General features: G+C 45.1%; 10 protein-coding genes. 5 read left to right on the top strand and 5 right to left on the bottom strand.

All coding sequences use genetic code 11. The features are described 5' to 3' along the window. The first annotated feature begins 78 nt into the window (after positions 1 to 78). Complete coding sequence (locus tag JV36_RS0107345; protein ID WP_032094303.1) at positions 79 to 1,710, top strand: CTP synthase; 1,632 nt, start codon at positions 79 to 81, stop codon at positions 1,708 to 1,710. A gap of 59 nt (positions 1,711 to 1,769) precedes the next feature. Further along, entirely contained in the window at positions 1,770 to 3,062 is a 1,293-nt protein-coding gene (gene eno, locus JV36_RS0107340) for a phosphopyruvate hydratase (RefSeq protein ID WP_032094302.1), read from the top strand. Between the two features lie 191 nt (positions 3,063 to 3,253). On the opposite strand, the gene JV36_RS0107335 is transcribed toward eno, so the two are convergent. Then, on the bottom strand, positions 3,254 to 5,476 hold the full coding sequence (locus JV36_RS0107335) for a VCBS domain-containing protein (RefSeq protein WP_032094301.1): 2,223 nt from the start codon (positions 5,474 to 5,476) through the stop codon (positions 3,254 to 3,256). Positions 5,477 to 5,880: 404 nt separating this feature from the next. Here JV36_RS0107335 and JV36_RS0107330 point away from each other — a divergent pair, with 404 nt between their 5' ends. The 3 genes from JV36_RS0107330 (at position 5,881) to JV36_RS0107320 (ending at position 11,891) form a co-directional block, all read left to right on the top strand. Beyond that, a complete protein-coding gene (locus tag JV36_RS0107330; RefSeq protein ID WP_235207794.1) occupies positions 5,881 to 6,924 on the top strand; it encodes a polysaccharide lyase family 7 protein in 1,044 nt (347 codons plus the stop codon). Positions 6,925 to 7,199: 275 nt separating this feature from the next. After that, positions 7,200 to 10,316, top strand: coding sequence for a TonB-dependent receptor (locus JV36_RS0107325; RefSeq protein WP_032094553.1), 3,117 nt, complete (start codon positions 7,200 to 7,202; stop codon positions 10,314 to 10,316). Positions 10,317 to 10,457: 141 nt separating this feature from the next. Further along, positions 10,458 to 11,891 carry a polysaccharide lyase family 7 protein gene (locus tag JV36_RS0107320; protein WP_032094552.1) on the top strand — a complete coding sequence of 478 codons (1,434 nt, stop codon included), beginning with the start codon at positions 10,458 to 10,460 and terminating at the stop codon, positions 11,889 to 11,891. A 109-nt stretch (positions 11,892 to 12,000) separates the two neighbouring features. Here the strand turns inward: JV36_RS0107320 and JV36_RS0107315 are convergent, their stop codons facing one another. The 4 genes from JV36_RS0107315 to eda all read right to left on the bottom strand — a co-directional run bounded on the left by JV36_RS0107315 (position 12,001) and on the right by eda (position 15,867). Continuing rightward, a complete protein-coding gene (locus JV36_RS0107315; RefSeq protein ID WP_032094299.1) occupies positions 12,001 to 12,738 on the bottom strand; it encodes a FadR/GntR family transcriptional regulator in 738 nt (245 codons plus the stop codon). Positions 12,739 to 13,202: 464 nt separating this feature from the next. Further along, positions 13,203 to 14,162 (bottom strand): class 1 fructose-bisphosphatase, encoded by a 960-nt coding sequence (locus tag JV36_RS0107310; protein WP_032094298.1) that lies wholly within the window; start codon positions 14,160 to 14,162, stop codon positions 13,203 to 13,205. Then, positions 14,162 to 15,241 (bottom strand): class II fructose-bisphosphate aldolase, encoded by a 1,080-nt coding sequence (gene fbaA, locus JV36_RS0107305; RefSeq protein ID WP_032094297.1) that lies wholly within the window; start codon positions 15,239 to 15,241, stop codon positions 14,162 to 14,164. The genes JV36_RS0107310 and fbaA overlap by 1 nt, the downstream gene beginning before the upstream one ends. A 5-nt stretch (positions 15,242 to 15,246) precedes the next feature. After that, on the bottom strand, positions 15,247 to 15,867 hold the full coding sequence (gene eda, locus JV36_RS0107300) for a bifunctional 4-hydroxy-2-oxoglutarate aldolase/2-dehydro-3-deoxy-phosphogluconate aldolase (protein WP_032094296.1): 621 nt from the start codon (positions 15,865 to 15,867) through the stop codon (positions 15,247 to 15,249). Positions 15,868 to 16,051 lie beyond the last annotated feature (184 nt).

Genomic DNA, 16,051 nt, shown 5'->3' with positions numbered 1-16,051 from the left:
GCCCCGTCCAAAGTGTAGATGGTTTCTTTCTGAAATCGGCCTATATTTACCATACAACCCTAACGTTCTAGGTTTCGCATGACACATTATATTTTCGTCACTGGTGGTGTAGTTTCATCGCTTGGAAAAGGTATTGCAGCAGCATCATTAGCAGCAATTCTTGAAGCACGCGGTCTCACCGTTACCATGTTAAAACTCGACCCTTATATCAACGTCGACCCGGGCACAATGAGCCCTATACAGCATGGTGAAGTATTTGTTACCGATGACGGTGCAGAGACAGACCTTGATCTTGGCCACTACGAGCGCTTTATTCGCACCCGTATGACAAAACGCAACAACTTCACCACAGGCCGTGTTTACGAAGAAGTACTCAAACGCGAGCGTCGCGGCGATTACTTAGGAGCCACAATTCAGGTCATTCCACACATTACCAACGAAATTAAACGTCGCGTAATTGAAGGTGCTGAAGGTCACGAAGTTGCTATTGTAGAAGTGGGCGGAACCGTAGGTGATATTGAGTCACAACCTTTCTTAGAAGCCATTCGCCAACTAGGCACTGAAGTAGGTCGCGAGCGTGCTATGTACATGCACCTTACGCTAGTGCCATATATGCCAGCATCCGGTGAAGTGAAAACAAAACCCACTCAGCACTCGGTTAAAGAATTGCGCTCAATTGGTATTCAACCCGATATTCTTGTGTGTCGCTCTGTAGGTGCACTACCAACCAGTGAGCGCTCAAAGATAGCGCTTTTCACTAACGTTGCAGATAAAGCGGTTATCTCACTAAAAGATGTAGATAGCATTTATCGGATTCCAGCTGCCCTTAAAGCACAAGGAATGGACCAGCTTGTTGTGGATCGCTTCGGATTTGATTGCCCAGAAGCTGATTTAGTCGAGTGGGAACAGGTGCTTTACGCAGAATCCAACCCAACGGCCGAAGTTAACATTGGCATGATTGGTAAATATGTTGAATTACCAGATGCGTACAAATCCGTTAACGAAGCATTAAAGCATGCTGGACTTAAAAACAGATTGACCGTTAACATTCATCATATCGACTCTCAAGATGTTGAGAGTAAAGGTACACAGATTCTTGATAAGCTAGACGCTATCTTAGTGCCTGGCGGATTTGGTGAGCGTGGCATTGAGGGTAAGATTGAAGCTGCTCGCTACGCCCGTGAAAATAAAGTGCCTTATTTAGGAATTTGTCTAGGCATGCAGGTTGCGCTAATAGAATTTGCGCGAAATGTTGCAGGCATGGATAACGCCAACAGCACCGAGTTCGACCCACAAACCGCATATCCTGTGGTGGGGTTAATCACGGAATGGCTAGATGCAGCAGGCACAACCGAAACACGCACTGAAACCTCAGACCTTGGCGGTACAATGCGATTGGGTAGCCAGCTTTGCCACCTAATTGAAGGCACTAAAGTGCATGAGATGTATGGCAATGTGGAAATCTACGAGCGCCACCGCCACCGCTATGAAGTGAACAACAACTTACGCGGTGAAATCGAAGCTGCCGGCCTTAAAGTAAGTGGTTTGTCCACTGACAAACGACTTGTAGAAGTTATCGAAATACCTGACCATCCGTGGTTTATCGCAGGCCAGTTCCACCCTGAGTTTACTTCAACACCTCGCGATGGGCATCCATTGTTTAAAGGGTTTGTTGAAGCTGCAGGCAAATACCAAAAAGAAAATCACTAGTTTCTAATAAAGGGAACGCTTTCCCGTTGCGTTCCCACATCAATTGTTGAGGAAATAACATGGCGAAAATTAGTCGCATCATCGGACGTGAAATCTTAGATTCACGCGGTAATCCAACTGTAGAAGCAGACGTTTATTTAGAGTCTGGCGTTATGGGTCGTGCTGCTGCACCCTCTGGCGCCTCTACGGGTAGCCGCGAAGCATTAGAACTGCGTGACGGCGACAAGTCTCGTTACCTTGGTAAAGGTGTAATTAAAGCAGTTGCGGCGATTAATGACGCCATTGCTCCGGCTCTACTAGGCAAAGACGCACTAGCGCAGTCTGATATCGATCAGGTGATGATTGACTTAGACGGCACTGAAAATAAAGAAACCCTGGGTGCTAATGCTATCCTTGCTGTATCTCTTGCCGTAGCAAAAGCTGCCGCACTTGAAAAAGGCGTGGCACTTTACGAGCACATCGCTGACTTAAACGGCACGTCTGGTCAATATTCAATGCCTGTGCCTATGATGAACATCATCAATGGTGGCGAGCACGCAGACAACAACGTTGATATTCAAGAATTCATGGTTCAGCCAGTTGGCGCGAAAAGCTTTAAAGAAGCACTGCGCATGGGTGCTGAAATCTTCCACTCACTCAAGAAAGTACTTTCAGCGAAGGGGCTTAACACGGCAGTAGGCGATGAAGGTGGTTTTGCACCAAACCTTAGTTCTAACGCTGAAGCACTTGCTGTTATCGTACAAGCCGTTGAAAACGCTGGTTACAAGATGAATGAAGACATTACCCTTGCACTAGATTGTGCAGCGTCTGAATTCTACAAAGATGGTAAGTATGTATTGTCTGGTGAAGATAAGAGCTTCGATTCAGAAGCGTTTGGCGACTACCTAGCTGATCTTTCTGTACAATACCCTATCGTATCGATCGAAGACGGCCTAGACGAGAGTGACTGGGACGGCTGGGCAAGCTTAACGAAGAAGATTGGCGACAAAGTACAGCTTGTTGGTGATGACTTGTTCGTCACTAACACTAAAATTCTTAAGCGCGGTATCGATAACGGTATTGGTAACTCAATCCTTATTAAGTTCAACCAAATTGGCTCACTAACAGAAACGCTTAATGCAATTAAAATGGCGAAAGATGCAGGCTTCACCGCCGTTATCTCTCACCGTTCTGGCGAAACTGAAGACGCGACCATTGCTGATTTAGCGGTAGGTACTGCTGCAGGTCAAATAAAAACCGGCTCTCTATGTCGTTCTGACCGCGTCGCTAAGTACAACCAACTTCTTCGTATTGAAGAAGCGCTTGGTAGTGCAGCAACATACAATGGTCTTTCTGAAATTAAAGGCCAATAAAGTGAACGCGATTCTCTTATGAATCGCTGTTAACTCGCTTTAAAAACACAAAAGCGCACTGAATAAAGTGCGCTTTTTTTTACCTGAAAAAAATGCCCAATACGTTGTAGCGTATCGGGCATTTGTCTTATTCAACAACTTCTATGCTATGACAACCGATGTTGCGATGTTATTTAGCAACACGCCTGCTTTTACTGCTCGGTTGCTACCACTGCCTCTGAAGTATTACTTGAATAAACAGAGTTTGCGTTGTTATCTGGATCTAAGTCTTCACCATCTGCATAGCTTTGAAAATCATCTTGGAAGACGATGTTCGTTCCGGCAGTGTCAGCATAGATGATAAGGTCGTCCAGCCAGAACATGGCATCTTGCGTAAGCGCCGTGCTGTTGCTACCAAATCGCAAAGATATCGTCGTCACGCCGCCCTCTGGATTGCTGCCAGTTGGCTCAAACGGATCCATTACCGCTTCACCGTCGATTTCTAGCGTAATAGTAGGTAGTTGACCTGCCGACGTGTTTCCGTCTGGGTAAGCCCAGGTCACACTTAACGTTTGGAATTCACCAGGAGTGACTACAGCCCCTTCGATATCCATACTTGGGTAGCGCAAACCGAAGGAATCATCTCTTACTCGTAAGTCCATGATTGAGCCATCGTTATTATTTCCCGAGTTGAATAGGCTGATAAAAGCATCAGTGCTGCCTGCGTCATCGTCAGTACGAGTAAAACGAAGGTCAAGTTTACCTTGAGCTTGTGCTTCTGGTAGTGCGAATCTTAGCTCTCCGGTATCGCTGTCGTCCGTATCAATAACGCGAGCATACTGATTTCCGTCACCAGAGGCTGCACCATATTCTTCAACCAGAGCATCTTCAGTATTAGTCGCGTAAGGTGAAGTGTCACTCACTTCTGAATCAAGATTAAAGCCGGCGCTGTAAGTAGAGAAATCATCTTCAAATACCAGAGTGTCACCATTTACGTCGCTGTATACGGCGAATTCATCAATGGTAAATTGACCAGTTTCAGGAAGCACCAGAGAGTTACTACCAAAACGGAATGAAACCGTTGTCACGCCGCCTTCAGGATTGCTTCCATCTGGGGTGAATGGATCAACCGCTGCTTCGCCGTCAATTTCAACGGTAATTACTGGCAATTGACCCGCCGCGGTGTTTCCATCAGGATAAGCCCATGTGATTACGATATCTTGTAAAGTTCCTGGTGTCACATCCACTCCATCAAATGAGCGTTCAGGGTAGCGAGTCGCAAATTGATCATCGCGAATTCGTAGGTCAATAATAGAACCTGCATTATTATTGCCCGAGTTAAATAGGCTTATAAATGCATCAGTACTGCCAAGGTCGTCATCGGTTCTGGTGAAGCTTGCTTCAATTCTCCCAGCGGCTAGTGCTTCAGGAAGCGAGAAACGCAGTTCTCCTGTATCGTCATCGGTTAAATCTCTAATAACAGCAGCCTGATTATTCCCGCTCGCAGGATTAACACCAATAATAGTGATAACCAGCGTAGCAACGGTTCCATCAGCAGATTCTAATACCGCACTATCCTCAACAGACTCAGAGGCATTGGCTAAGCCAGCAACCGTTGGGTCTTCTGTGTTTAGGTTATATGCCCAGTCGCCAGACTCCGTAATAGAAAACGTACCGTAAGTTATTGTGGTGTCTGTTTGTGCAACAATTGTTGCTTCACCTTCATCAACATCAGACACGGATACCGAACCCGTTAGCGGATCAGTCACATCGTTACTTACCGTAGCAGTTAGCCCGCTAATTTCTGCCGGGGTATTCGTACCGAATGGATCGACTTCTTCAGTGGGCTCAGAGGTAACACTTTCCTCGAACCCTTCTAAGTCGGTATAGCTTGCCGTAGCGGTGATGGTTGTGCCTTCAGTTGCTTCTCCAAGCTCTAACGTTTGAGCCGTCTCACCCTCTATCACCGTACCAGACGCTGCCCAAGAATAGGTGACTGTTTCAGGCAAGCCGTTGCCGTCGGTTACCTCAGCGGTAAGCACCGAGCCAACGGTTGTGGCGCCAGAAACCGTAATTGAACCAGCTTCATTGGCAAGCACTTCAGAAGTCTCGTTTGATGTCGCTCCTTCGCGAGTTCCACCATTATCCACATAGGTCACTGACACGCGAATGGTAGCGCCGCGCTGTGCACTAGTTAGTGTAAAGGTCGAGCTTGTTTGGTCAGACAAAGGAATCCCATTGGCTAGCCACTGATAGGATACGGCGCTTGCATCAAAACCATCTGCATCTTCCACACTCGCACTGAGCGTTTCGCCAGCAATCGCACTTCCTGAAAGCGTCACAGAGCCTGGCTGATTTCCAGGTGCGTCTGAACCACCGCACCCGTAAAGCGTCAAACTCAACATACTCAATGTAAACACACTCTTTATTTTCATCACGGTTCACCTATTTCCTTTTTTAAACCCATGCTTGACCATTGTGAAGGCTGAAAAATAAAACCTTACCAACAAAAAGCTTAATTATTACCAATTTATTTTTTGGTATGTAATCACAATCCCTCACCATATTCCATAATTAAATACAAAAAATTAACAAATAGTCTTTCAAGCGTTATCAGGTGGTCAAGTCCAAAAATTAATTTTGCGTATAGCACTCTTACAAAGCGTAGGCGTGCACTCCTTGTATTCAAAGAGCTTAATCGAATAAGCTTTAAAATCACTTCCACTTGAAAAATTGGTTTGTCAAAAAATAATTATTGGTAAATTTATTTGGTTTGTTAATATGCGAAACAAAGTGAACAACATGTGAAAACTTCGTTATGCAAATACGACCTAAAAAAATGACGACGTTACTCTTTTCAAGCTTTGTCTTATTTTCAAGCCAAGGAGTAGCTGTCGACGCACCGTCAGAGCGATTTGATCTTTCTCACTGGTACATCACGCTTCCTGTAGATGATAATAACGATGGAAAGGTTGATAATATCTCTGTAGAAGACTTACAAGGCTTTCATCACCCTGACTTTTTCTATCTTGATGATGAAGGCAACATGGTCTTTACTGCGCCTAATAAGGCGCTAACGACCAAGAATTCGACAAATACTCGCAGCGAACTTCGTCAGATGCTCAAAGGTGACGATGGCCGCATTAAAACCCAATCGCCAAAAAACAGTTTTACGGTGGCAAGTAACCCTATTGCAAAACGATTCGCCAGCATTGGTGGAAAAATGGAAGCCACACTGAAAGTAGAGCACGTAGCAAAAAGAGCCAAGTACCCTGATAGACCCCCCGCGTTCTCCGTTGTAATTGGTCAGATCCACGCTACCAAGTGGGATAAAAAAGTGCAGGGTTTCGGCTGGGGCAATGAGCCTTTGAAGATTTATTATAAAAAGTGGCCACAGCACGAAGCGGGCTCAGTGTTTTGGACTTACGAGCGCAACCTTCCTAAAGACGACCCGAATAGGACCGACATTGCCTATCCAGTTTGGGGGAATACTTGGAAAGAGCCTGCCGACCCGGGTAGTGAGGGCATCGCACTGGGTGATGAAATGTCTTATACCGTCAATGTTCACGAAGACAGTATGTATCTGACTTTTGAAGCTGAGGGCCACGAAACGGTGAAGTATGAGATTAACTTGGCCAATGCAGTGGATGCTTATGGTGAGCTTGATAAGTTCGATCACCCCTATGGTTACACCCTCGACTGGAACTACTTTAAAGCTGGTGCATACAACCAATGCAGTACAAGCGAAAAAGCAGGGTTTTGGTATCCAGCCTGTTTAGGCACAGGAAACTGGGAAGAAGATGAAGCGAATGGAGACTTTGCCAGAGTGAGCTTCTCCAAGCTTACATTGAGTGAAAGTACACCGCCAGTTGATAGAAAATAGCAATACTGGCACTAAGAATACAGTCATTAAAAATTGTAATAACGAGCCTTATATTACACCGTCGTTAGAACGGTAACGCTAAACAGAATTATAAATATTTACCAAATGTTATTGCCAATATGTAAACAAAAGAATAGAGTTGGTAACAATTACCGTTAATTTTGGTAACAAACAATAGCGCTAGTTACCCTCTTTTCTGGTATATGGACAGCATGGAGTCACAAGGAACGCCTTACTCAAATTTGGTAGTTGAAACTTTAATGGACATCACATTTATGCACACTGAATCAAAACAAGAAACAAGACTAAGCCAAGTATTGCAAGCGATACGCAAAGCCTACCGCCCCTCGCTCGTTGCTGGTGTAATATGCGCACCTATGACAATGGCTCCCTTATTTGCCTATTCGCAAGAAAGCGAAGGTGAATCTGCTGAAGAAACTGAAGTTATTGAAGTTCGAGGGATTCGCCAAACAATCCAGAGCTCAATATCAATAAAGCGAGAATCTACCGAAATTGTCGACGGTATATCAGCAGACGATATTGGCGATCTTCCGGCCTTGTCTATTGGTGAAGCGTTAGAAACCCTAACCGGCGCCTCTTCTCACAGAGAACAAGGCGGTGCAACGGAAATATCAATTCGAGGTTTAGGTCCATATCTAGGAAGCACGGTAATGAATGGGCGTGAAGCTGCTAACGGCAGTGGTGACCGATCTGTTAACTTTTCTCAGTTTCCATCAGAGTTGTTTAACAAAGTTGCGATATACAAAACCCAATCTGCTGAATTAATTGAAGGTGGTGTTTCTGGGCAAATACACCTCGATACCATCAGACCTTTAGACTACGGAAAGCGCCGTTTTCAATTGTCTTATAAAGGTAACATGAACCCTGACAATTACGACTTGGAAGATCCAGTAAGCGATTTTGGACATCGAATTACCACCAGCTTTGTCGATCAAATTGAAACTGACTCGCTAGGTGATTTTGGCTTCTCAATTGGTTTACAGCGGGACACCAAAAGTAACCCCGAGCAAGAGGCACGCACGGGCACCTCGTGGAACGCTTGTCGCATTGCGCCAGGGTTTGATGGCGGAATTAACCAAGGCCGAGTTGATTGTGAAGACGGTGGTGGCGCCCTTGACCTTGTAGCCGACGAAAGTGGCAACGCCCCTGATGCCAACACACCCTTTGTATTCTCTCGCTCTCAAAACTCTTTTAGACAAAATATTACTGACGACACCCGTGAGTCAGTGTTTGGCGCTGTGCAGTGGCAACCTAACGATAAACTAGAAATAAATGCCGACTATCAGTATTCAAACCGCGACTTCAGCGAAATTCGTAACGACTTAGTGTTTGCAGAGGCAAACCACATAGACGGTTTTAACACCCCTGAATCGGAAAGATTACCGTTTAATTTGGTGGCCACCGAAAACGGCGCACTTCGTCAATTTACTGCACTTCAAAATATCGAAACGAATAGCCAATATGCTGAACGCGGTGAGAAATACAATGGCGGCGGTATTAATATTAAATATACCGTTAACGATAGATTAAAAGTGATGTTTGACTACGCCGCTTCGCAAACAGAGCGGGTAGAAACCATTATTCAAACTCGACTTCAATCTGAAAACAGAGATATCTATCAAAATAACGTTGAAGGTGCAGACAGCAATGGTGAAGTGCTTACCGCAGCGCAAATCTTTAACAATGGTTCGTTAGTACCAACCTGGACACTACAAAACTTTGACGTAAATTATCACGCTGCCTTTGCAGATCAAGCACGAACTCGCCTTGATCTCAATCAGTCTCGTTTCAACGACGTTAATGCTGCCCGCTTAGACTTTGACTATATACCTGACTCAGAATTTATTGTGGGATTGAAAGGTGGCTTACGAGTCTCTAAACTTGAATACGCAAGTGTTCCCGGCGGAAGCGGCACCAACAACAGAACAGAATTAACCTTCAGTAACGAAGCTGCAGCGGCGGCAAACATAGCATGTCGTAATACGGTATTTCCTGAGTCAGGCTTTCTTGACAACGAAACCGGCGGTGCACCTTTATTTACCAATGTGGATAGCGATGGCAATGTGCTAGCAAACGGTACGGGCAATTCTTTTGCCACGTTTGACCCTATCTGCTTAGCAGAAAACCTTCTTAGCTCGTTGACGCTGGAAAACGGTGATATCCGCACTATCGCAAACTCAATGCCTACCAATGACGAAGCCGATGCCCGCGATATCGCCGCTGTTGATATGGAAGAAGACACAATCGCTGCCTACCTTCAGGCCGATTATGACACCTTCATTGGTGATTATGGTGTGCGAGGCAACTTTGGTCTTCGTGTAGTTAAGACTGACGTAACCTCAATTTCATATCGCGGCCCGCTTACGGCTGAGCGAGACTTTGACGGCATTATTACTGCAATAAGCCCTGTCGAAGGAGACCTAGAACAGGTAGAAGGCGGCGGTAGTTACACCGAACTATTGCCAAGTGTAAACGTTATTGTAGATGTCCGTGATGACATTCTTGTACGTGGCGGTCTGTATCGGGGACTATCTCGCCCAGATCCATCTGACTTAGGATTCGGTCGAAGCTTTACCGGAATAGATGACGAAGTAGTCACAGGTAACTTGTCAGATGCGGTAGGCCGTGCAGTTGCAGTTGGTAACCCACTGTTAGACCCGTTTATGTCATGGAACCTAGACGCTGCAGTTGAATACTACCCTAATGAAGACACCGTATTGGCATTTGGCCTTTACTATAAAACCTTCGACGGTGGTTTCTCGAATACGTCGCAAACTGAATCATTTGAAATTGATGGCGAGTCAGTGGATACCATTGTAACTACCCCTCAGACAAGTGACGACTCAAGCCAAATTTATGGTCTAGAGCTTACCGCCACACACTCGTTCTCTTATTTAGACAGCTGGTTAAATGGCTTTGGCTTTAAGGTGAGCTATAACTACGCAGATTCAAACTTTGAGTTTGAAGATGAAAGCTTTGGTACCTCAGTTGTGATTAATTCAAGCACGGGTGAACTTGAGCAGCGTTTCGGTATTGTACCACCGGCGAATTTATTTGGTTTCTCTGAGCACGTGCTTTCCACTCAGGTTTACTATGAATATGAGAACTTTAATGTGGCGATAAATTACAAATATCGTAGTAATTACTTCCAGCAATTCTTAAGCACACCGAGCGCCGTGCGTTATGTAGACGATACCGAAATTTTCGAGGCTCGTTTGTCATATCGCTTAAATAGCAACTGGAAATTCAGACTCGAGGCCATCAACCTGTTTGACGACCCGAAAAGACAGTATCGACCTTCACGTGATAATTTCGCAGAAATTAATGTTTATGGCCCACGTGTTTTTGCAGGCGTTGAATTCAAGTACTAACACCATTGCAAGCGCTAGTCATCTTGTAAGTGCTAGTAGCTTTGCAAATAGATCAACCCTGTCAATGCAAAGAGCGCAGACATGAAGGTAGCCCTACCTTCTCTCTGCGCTTTATTTTTTACATTTAAAGAGCAATATTTTATGCGTAGCTTATACCTATTGTGTACCCTTTTAACGCTTACAGCCTGTGGCGGCTCTGGCTCACAATCCCAGCCAGTTAGCGAGTCGGTGCCTGAGCAGGTGCCTTCCCCGCCCCCCACGACCGGTCAAACATGTTCCACCACTTCACTGCCAATTAACGTATCTGCAGATGATAGTGCATCTAGCGATAGCTTCGGGGCAAGCAACGCTGTCGATAACGATACAACTAGCGCATCGAGATGGCAAAGTAACTTTAGTAACGAATCGCTGACTCTTGGTTTTGGTCAGGAGCGACAGGTAGGCAGCCTTCAAATTAAATGGTTTAAAGGCAGTGAGCGTACATATCGCTTCTCAGTTGAAGGTTCGTCAGGTGGCAACGATTGGAGCACCATACTGAGCAATGAAAGCTCTAGCGGTCGACATTCAGGCTTTGAACTTATCAGCTTTGAAGAGCCAACAACCGCGAATTTTCTTCGCATCACGGGTTCTGGAAACTCAGAAAACGATGAAACTGCAATCGTAGAAGTTGATGCATTTAACTGCGAAGCAGGAGACGGAGAAATTGTCGACGTATTTCCCAATGAAGTAGGTATTGAACTACTCGATTGGTATGTGAGCGTGCCTACCGACGAGGACGGATCTGGAACATCAGACAGTATTTATGAGAACGAACTGGCCGATGGATACACCAACTCAGAATACTTCTATGCCAGTGATGATGCAGGCATTGTAATGCGCTCACCAGCCTATGGCTTTAAGACCTCTCAAAACACCAGCTACGTGCGAGTTGAGCTTAGAGAAATGCTAAGACGGGGAAATAAAAGCATTAGCACTCAGGGCGTAAATAAAAACAATTGGGTATTTAGCTCTGCACCGCAAAGTGCACAAACAGCAGCGGGCGGTGTTGACGGTAAACTTAACGTGTCTCTAGCTGTCAATGAAGTGAGTACAACGGGTGAAAATTATCAGATTGGCAGAGTCATTATCGGCCAAATTCATGCTAATGATGACGAACCTGTAAGGCTGTATTACCGCAAGCTGCCTAACAATGGCAAGGGCGCTATTTATTATGCTCACGAAAAGCGTGCCAGCGCTGATGGCTCCATGGAGAAGAGCGAAGACTGGATTGAAATGATTGGGTCTAGAAGTAGTACAGCGAGTAACCCCAGTGACGGCATAGCCCTTAACGAGCCTTTCAGCTACACCATTGAAGTGCTTGGCAACACCCTGTTCGTAACCATCTCTAGAGAAGGTAAAGCAGATGTAGTGAGTACGTACGATATGACGGGAAGTCGTTATGACGAAGCAGACCAATATATGTATTTTAAGGTCGGCGTCTATCATGTTAATAACTCAAGCAACAATGATGAGCGAGCGAGAGTCACGTTCTACTCTATCAAAAACAGCCACGACAACTACGCAGACAGCGAGTAGCTATTAGAAAGGGAAGTTTACAAGGGATATCTAAAACCTACTATGCGAGGCGCTGCATAGTAGGTTTTTTTATTTTTGCATGTTAGAGGCGCGTTGGGGGCGTGTTGATTTAGTTGCGCAGATGACTTAGCGAATACAAGTCTCTTGTCTGACTCGTCTTTTTACGAACCTCTTCTAGAGCCTGTGCCTCGCTCGCTTCGAACAATGCATTAATAAGCCTGTTAAAATGCGCATGCATGGCAGCGCGGGCTGCTTGTGAGTTACGCTCTTTTAGGCTCTGGTAAATTTTAGTATGTTCTTCCAATCTGTCTCTGTCTGACTGACTGCAAACATTACTATAGGCCTGTGTGATCTGCGGCTGAGAATCTCTCAACGACCAAAATTTATTCACTGCAAGCAAAATGGCTTTGTTACGCGTTGCTTTTGAAATAATGATATGAAATTCACGGTCGGCTTTTTCCGCCTCTATACCCGACTCCATGGCATCAAGGGTTGCTGCCAGTGCTTTAAGTTCTTCATCGGAGATTGACAGTGCAGCTAACGCTGCCGCCTCACCTTCAACGAGAGCACGGGCTTGAGTTAGCTCAAAAGCACTTATTTTTTCTGCCGGTGCATCATGGTTATTTTTGGGCTTATCAAGCACGTAAACACCAGAGCTTGTTTTCACTTCGACAAGCTGGAGAACTTCTAGTGCAATGATCGCCTCACGAATAGTTGGCCGACTCACGTTAAAGGATTCCGCAAGTTCTCGCTCTGGAGGTAGTCTACTTCCAGGAGGGTATAATCCAGATTCAATTAGGGACTGAATTTTTTCGGCTATTTGCCAGAACATGCGACGGTTTTTCATGGTCGAACCTTTTAAAAATAATTGCTAAATACTTAAGCACGTTTACTGCTTCGCTGGGTGTAGTCAATTATGTAGCCAACGATTACATTCACTTGAACATCACACATAATTTCCAATTTTGCCTATTTTCTAAGTGAAAATGAACAAGAAAATATCATTAAACTGTTGTGTTCGATATCTCCATTTAGTACGCATGCAAACGCATATTATGCCATTTTTTTTCCGCCAATATACACGCAATTGGTAATATTTCAATTGGTGCATATTTCAGCCAACTTAAAAAACGCAAAAGACTGAAATAATCAGTATTTTACTAACGCGGGCATTCAAACAATACCCTTTATACTCACTTAGCAATCGCACAATAAACGGTCAAAAGCATTTATCCTTAATGCTTAGCAACGTATTTTGGTAAGGCCGAAGCGTGCATTTACACCTCTATTTCTACCGTGTTTGGTTAGCTATTACGTTTGCGAGTTATAAGCAGAAACTGGCACGCTAGAGCCCATCGCTACGGGAACACGTTGATGAATACCCTGTGGCTGTATGTCTAATATTCTTTCGCCATTAGCCGTCCCGCTTCCCTTGGCTTGCTCTACCAAAAAGGCCAGCGGGTTTGCTTCATAAAGCAGCCTTAACTTTCCATTTTGATTCCCCGGCCTTGCATCTTGGGGATATAAAAAAACGCCTCCCCTACACAAGACTCTGTGAATATCGCCGACCATAGCAGCATTCCACCGAAGTGAGCTGCCGGCGTAATTGTCTGATGCATAGAGAACGTCGTCAAAGAAGCGTTTAACTGATTCAGACCAGTATCGATAGTTGAGCATGTTGACTGCAAACTCTTTACTTTCTTCTGGTACTTCTAACGCGTCTCTTGTCAGTAAAAATCCACCGTGAGTATTATCCAATGTGTAGCAGCGAGTAGGCCCTCCCGTGGTCATCACTAGCATCGAAGAAGGGCCATACAATACATACCCTGCGCACACCTGCTGATTGCCAGGCTGCAGGAATTGCTCATCACTGTCGCAGGGCACATCGTCTCTTGCCTCATAGATAGTGAAAATAGTGCCTATCTGCCCATTAACATCAACATTTGAGCTTCCATCTAGCGGGTCGAAGGCAACAATATACTTACCGTTTGGGTTTCCGCTTACTACGCTATCTTCTTCCTCCGACGCAATGGTTCTCACCGCATCATCGTCAAGCAGTATGTCTTTGAGTAATTGATTAGACAGAATATCGAGCTTCTTTTGCACTTCACCTTGAATATTCTCATTTAAGGACGACCCTAATACGCCAGCAAGTTCGCCCTGTGATACGCGAAAAGAAATTTCTTTGCATGCAGCAAGCACCGTCCTAATCAACATTATTAGGTCAGTTTCAACACCGTCTTTTTTAAGTACAGGTATTAACCGACGCATTATTTGTAGCGCCCTATACAATTTAAATCAGCAAAACACTGCTCAAGTCTTTTGGCCATGTTGGTTTCTGCATGTCGCAACCACACACGGGGGTCGTAAAACTTCTTATTAGGCTTATCGTCGCCATCAGGGTTGCCAATTTGCCCTTGTAAGTAGCCAGATTTATCGTTGTAGTAATCAAGCACGCCTTCCCACGTTGCCCACTGGGTATCGGTATCGATGTTCATTTTTACTACACCATACCCCAACGATTCTTTGATTTTCTCAGGCTCTGAACCACTACCGCCATGAAAGACAAAATTCAGACTGTTTTCAGGGAGCGAAAACTGTTGCGAAACATAGTGCTGGGAATCTTTAAGAATTTGTGGGGTCAGAACCACATTTCCAGGCTTATAAACGCCGTGAACATTTCCAAATGAGGCCGCAATGATAAAGTTGTCGCTGATTTTGCTTAACTCTTTATAAGCGTAGGCAACATCTTCAGGTTGGGTGTACAGCATGGCATTGTCCATATCGCTATTATCAACACCATCTTCCTCGCCACCTGTGCAGCCAAGCTCTATCTCAAGGGTCATCCCAATCTTTGCCATCCTCGAGAGATACTTAGCGCAAATTTCGATATTCTCTTCTAAAGATTCTTCTGAAAGGTCTATCATGTGCGAACTAAATAAAGGCTTTCCAGTTTGCGCATAGTGCTTCTCTCCTTCATCGAGAAGACCATCAATCCAAGGGAGCAACTTTTTTGCTGCGTGATCGGTATGAAGCATCACTGCCACATCATATTTTTCGGCGACGTGGTGCACATAGTTAGCTGCAGCCACCGCACCGATAACGGCTCTCTCATCTGCCGGAAGTGACAAGCCTTTACCGCAGAAAAACTGCGCTCCGCCATGTGAAAGTTGAATAATAACGGGAGAGTTGACACTCTTAGCCGCTTCTAGCGTTGCGTTAATTGACTGCGTGCCAATAACATTTACCGCAGGAAAAGCATATTCGTTATGCCGTGCATGGGCGTACAGCGATGACACTTCTTCACCAAGCGCCACACCGGGTTTAATGGTAGACCTTATACTATCCATATTAATTAGCCTTTTATTGCTTCTCGACACGCGTCAGTAACCGCTTGCCAGTTACCTTCTGCAACCCATTCTTTCTTGGCTACCCATGTACCACCTACGGCAAAAACATTGGGCAGGGAGAGATAGTCAGCTTGATTATTCTGATTTACGCCACCAGTCGGACAGAAAGAAACCGATTTAAATACCGAGGAGACTGCACTCAAAAAAGGTGCCCCACCGGAAAGTGACGCAGGAAAAAGTTTTTGCTCTTCAAAGCCCGCTTCTAGCGCAAGTAATATATCGCCGGTGTTGGACACACCTGGAAGCACGGGTAATCCGCAAGATGAAAGGTCAGTTAAAAGCCCTCTTGATACCGCAGGTGTAACAATAAAGTCAGAGCCGGCATCAATGGCCTTCTTCAAAATATCTTTATTAATCACTGTCCCTGCGCCAACGCATAGTGAAGGGACTTCTTTTTTGATAGCGGTTAATGCATCAAGTGATGCCTCAGTACGAAGAACCACTTCTACTAAATTAAGACCAGCCTCAGCCATCGCTTTGGCGATGTTCACACCTTCTTCACTCGAATTGGCTTGGATAATGGGCAGTAGAGTCTGTCCCGACATTAATTCAGAAAAACGGGTCATTTGAAAATCTCCATATTGTTTTGTCGTGGCAAAAGCCCCGAGGTCAGTTCATAAGTGCGTAAGTGCAGTATCTATTGTGTAATTGCGCGTTTACTTGTCATTTCGTGCGCGCCTTCTTTCGTCTCTTTTGAGGCGCTAGGAAAGCATGTGGATAGCGTGTCTGTACCATCGGCTGCTATTTTCT

It is taken from the genome of Alteromonas sp. LOR, from assembly GCF_000753865.1.
Lineage (GTDB): Bacteria > Pseudomonadota > Gammaproteobacteria > Enterobacterales > Alteromonadaceae > Alteromonas.
Note: the sequence above shows the minus strand (reverse complement) of the source record. Positions and strands in the feature narration are given on the sequence as shown.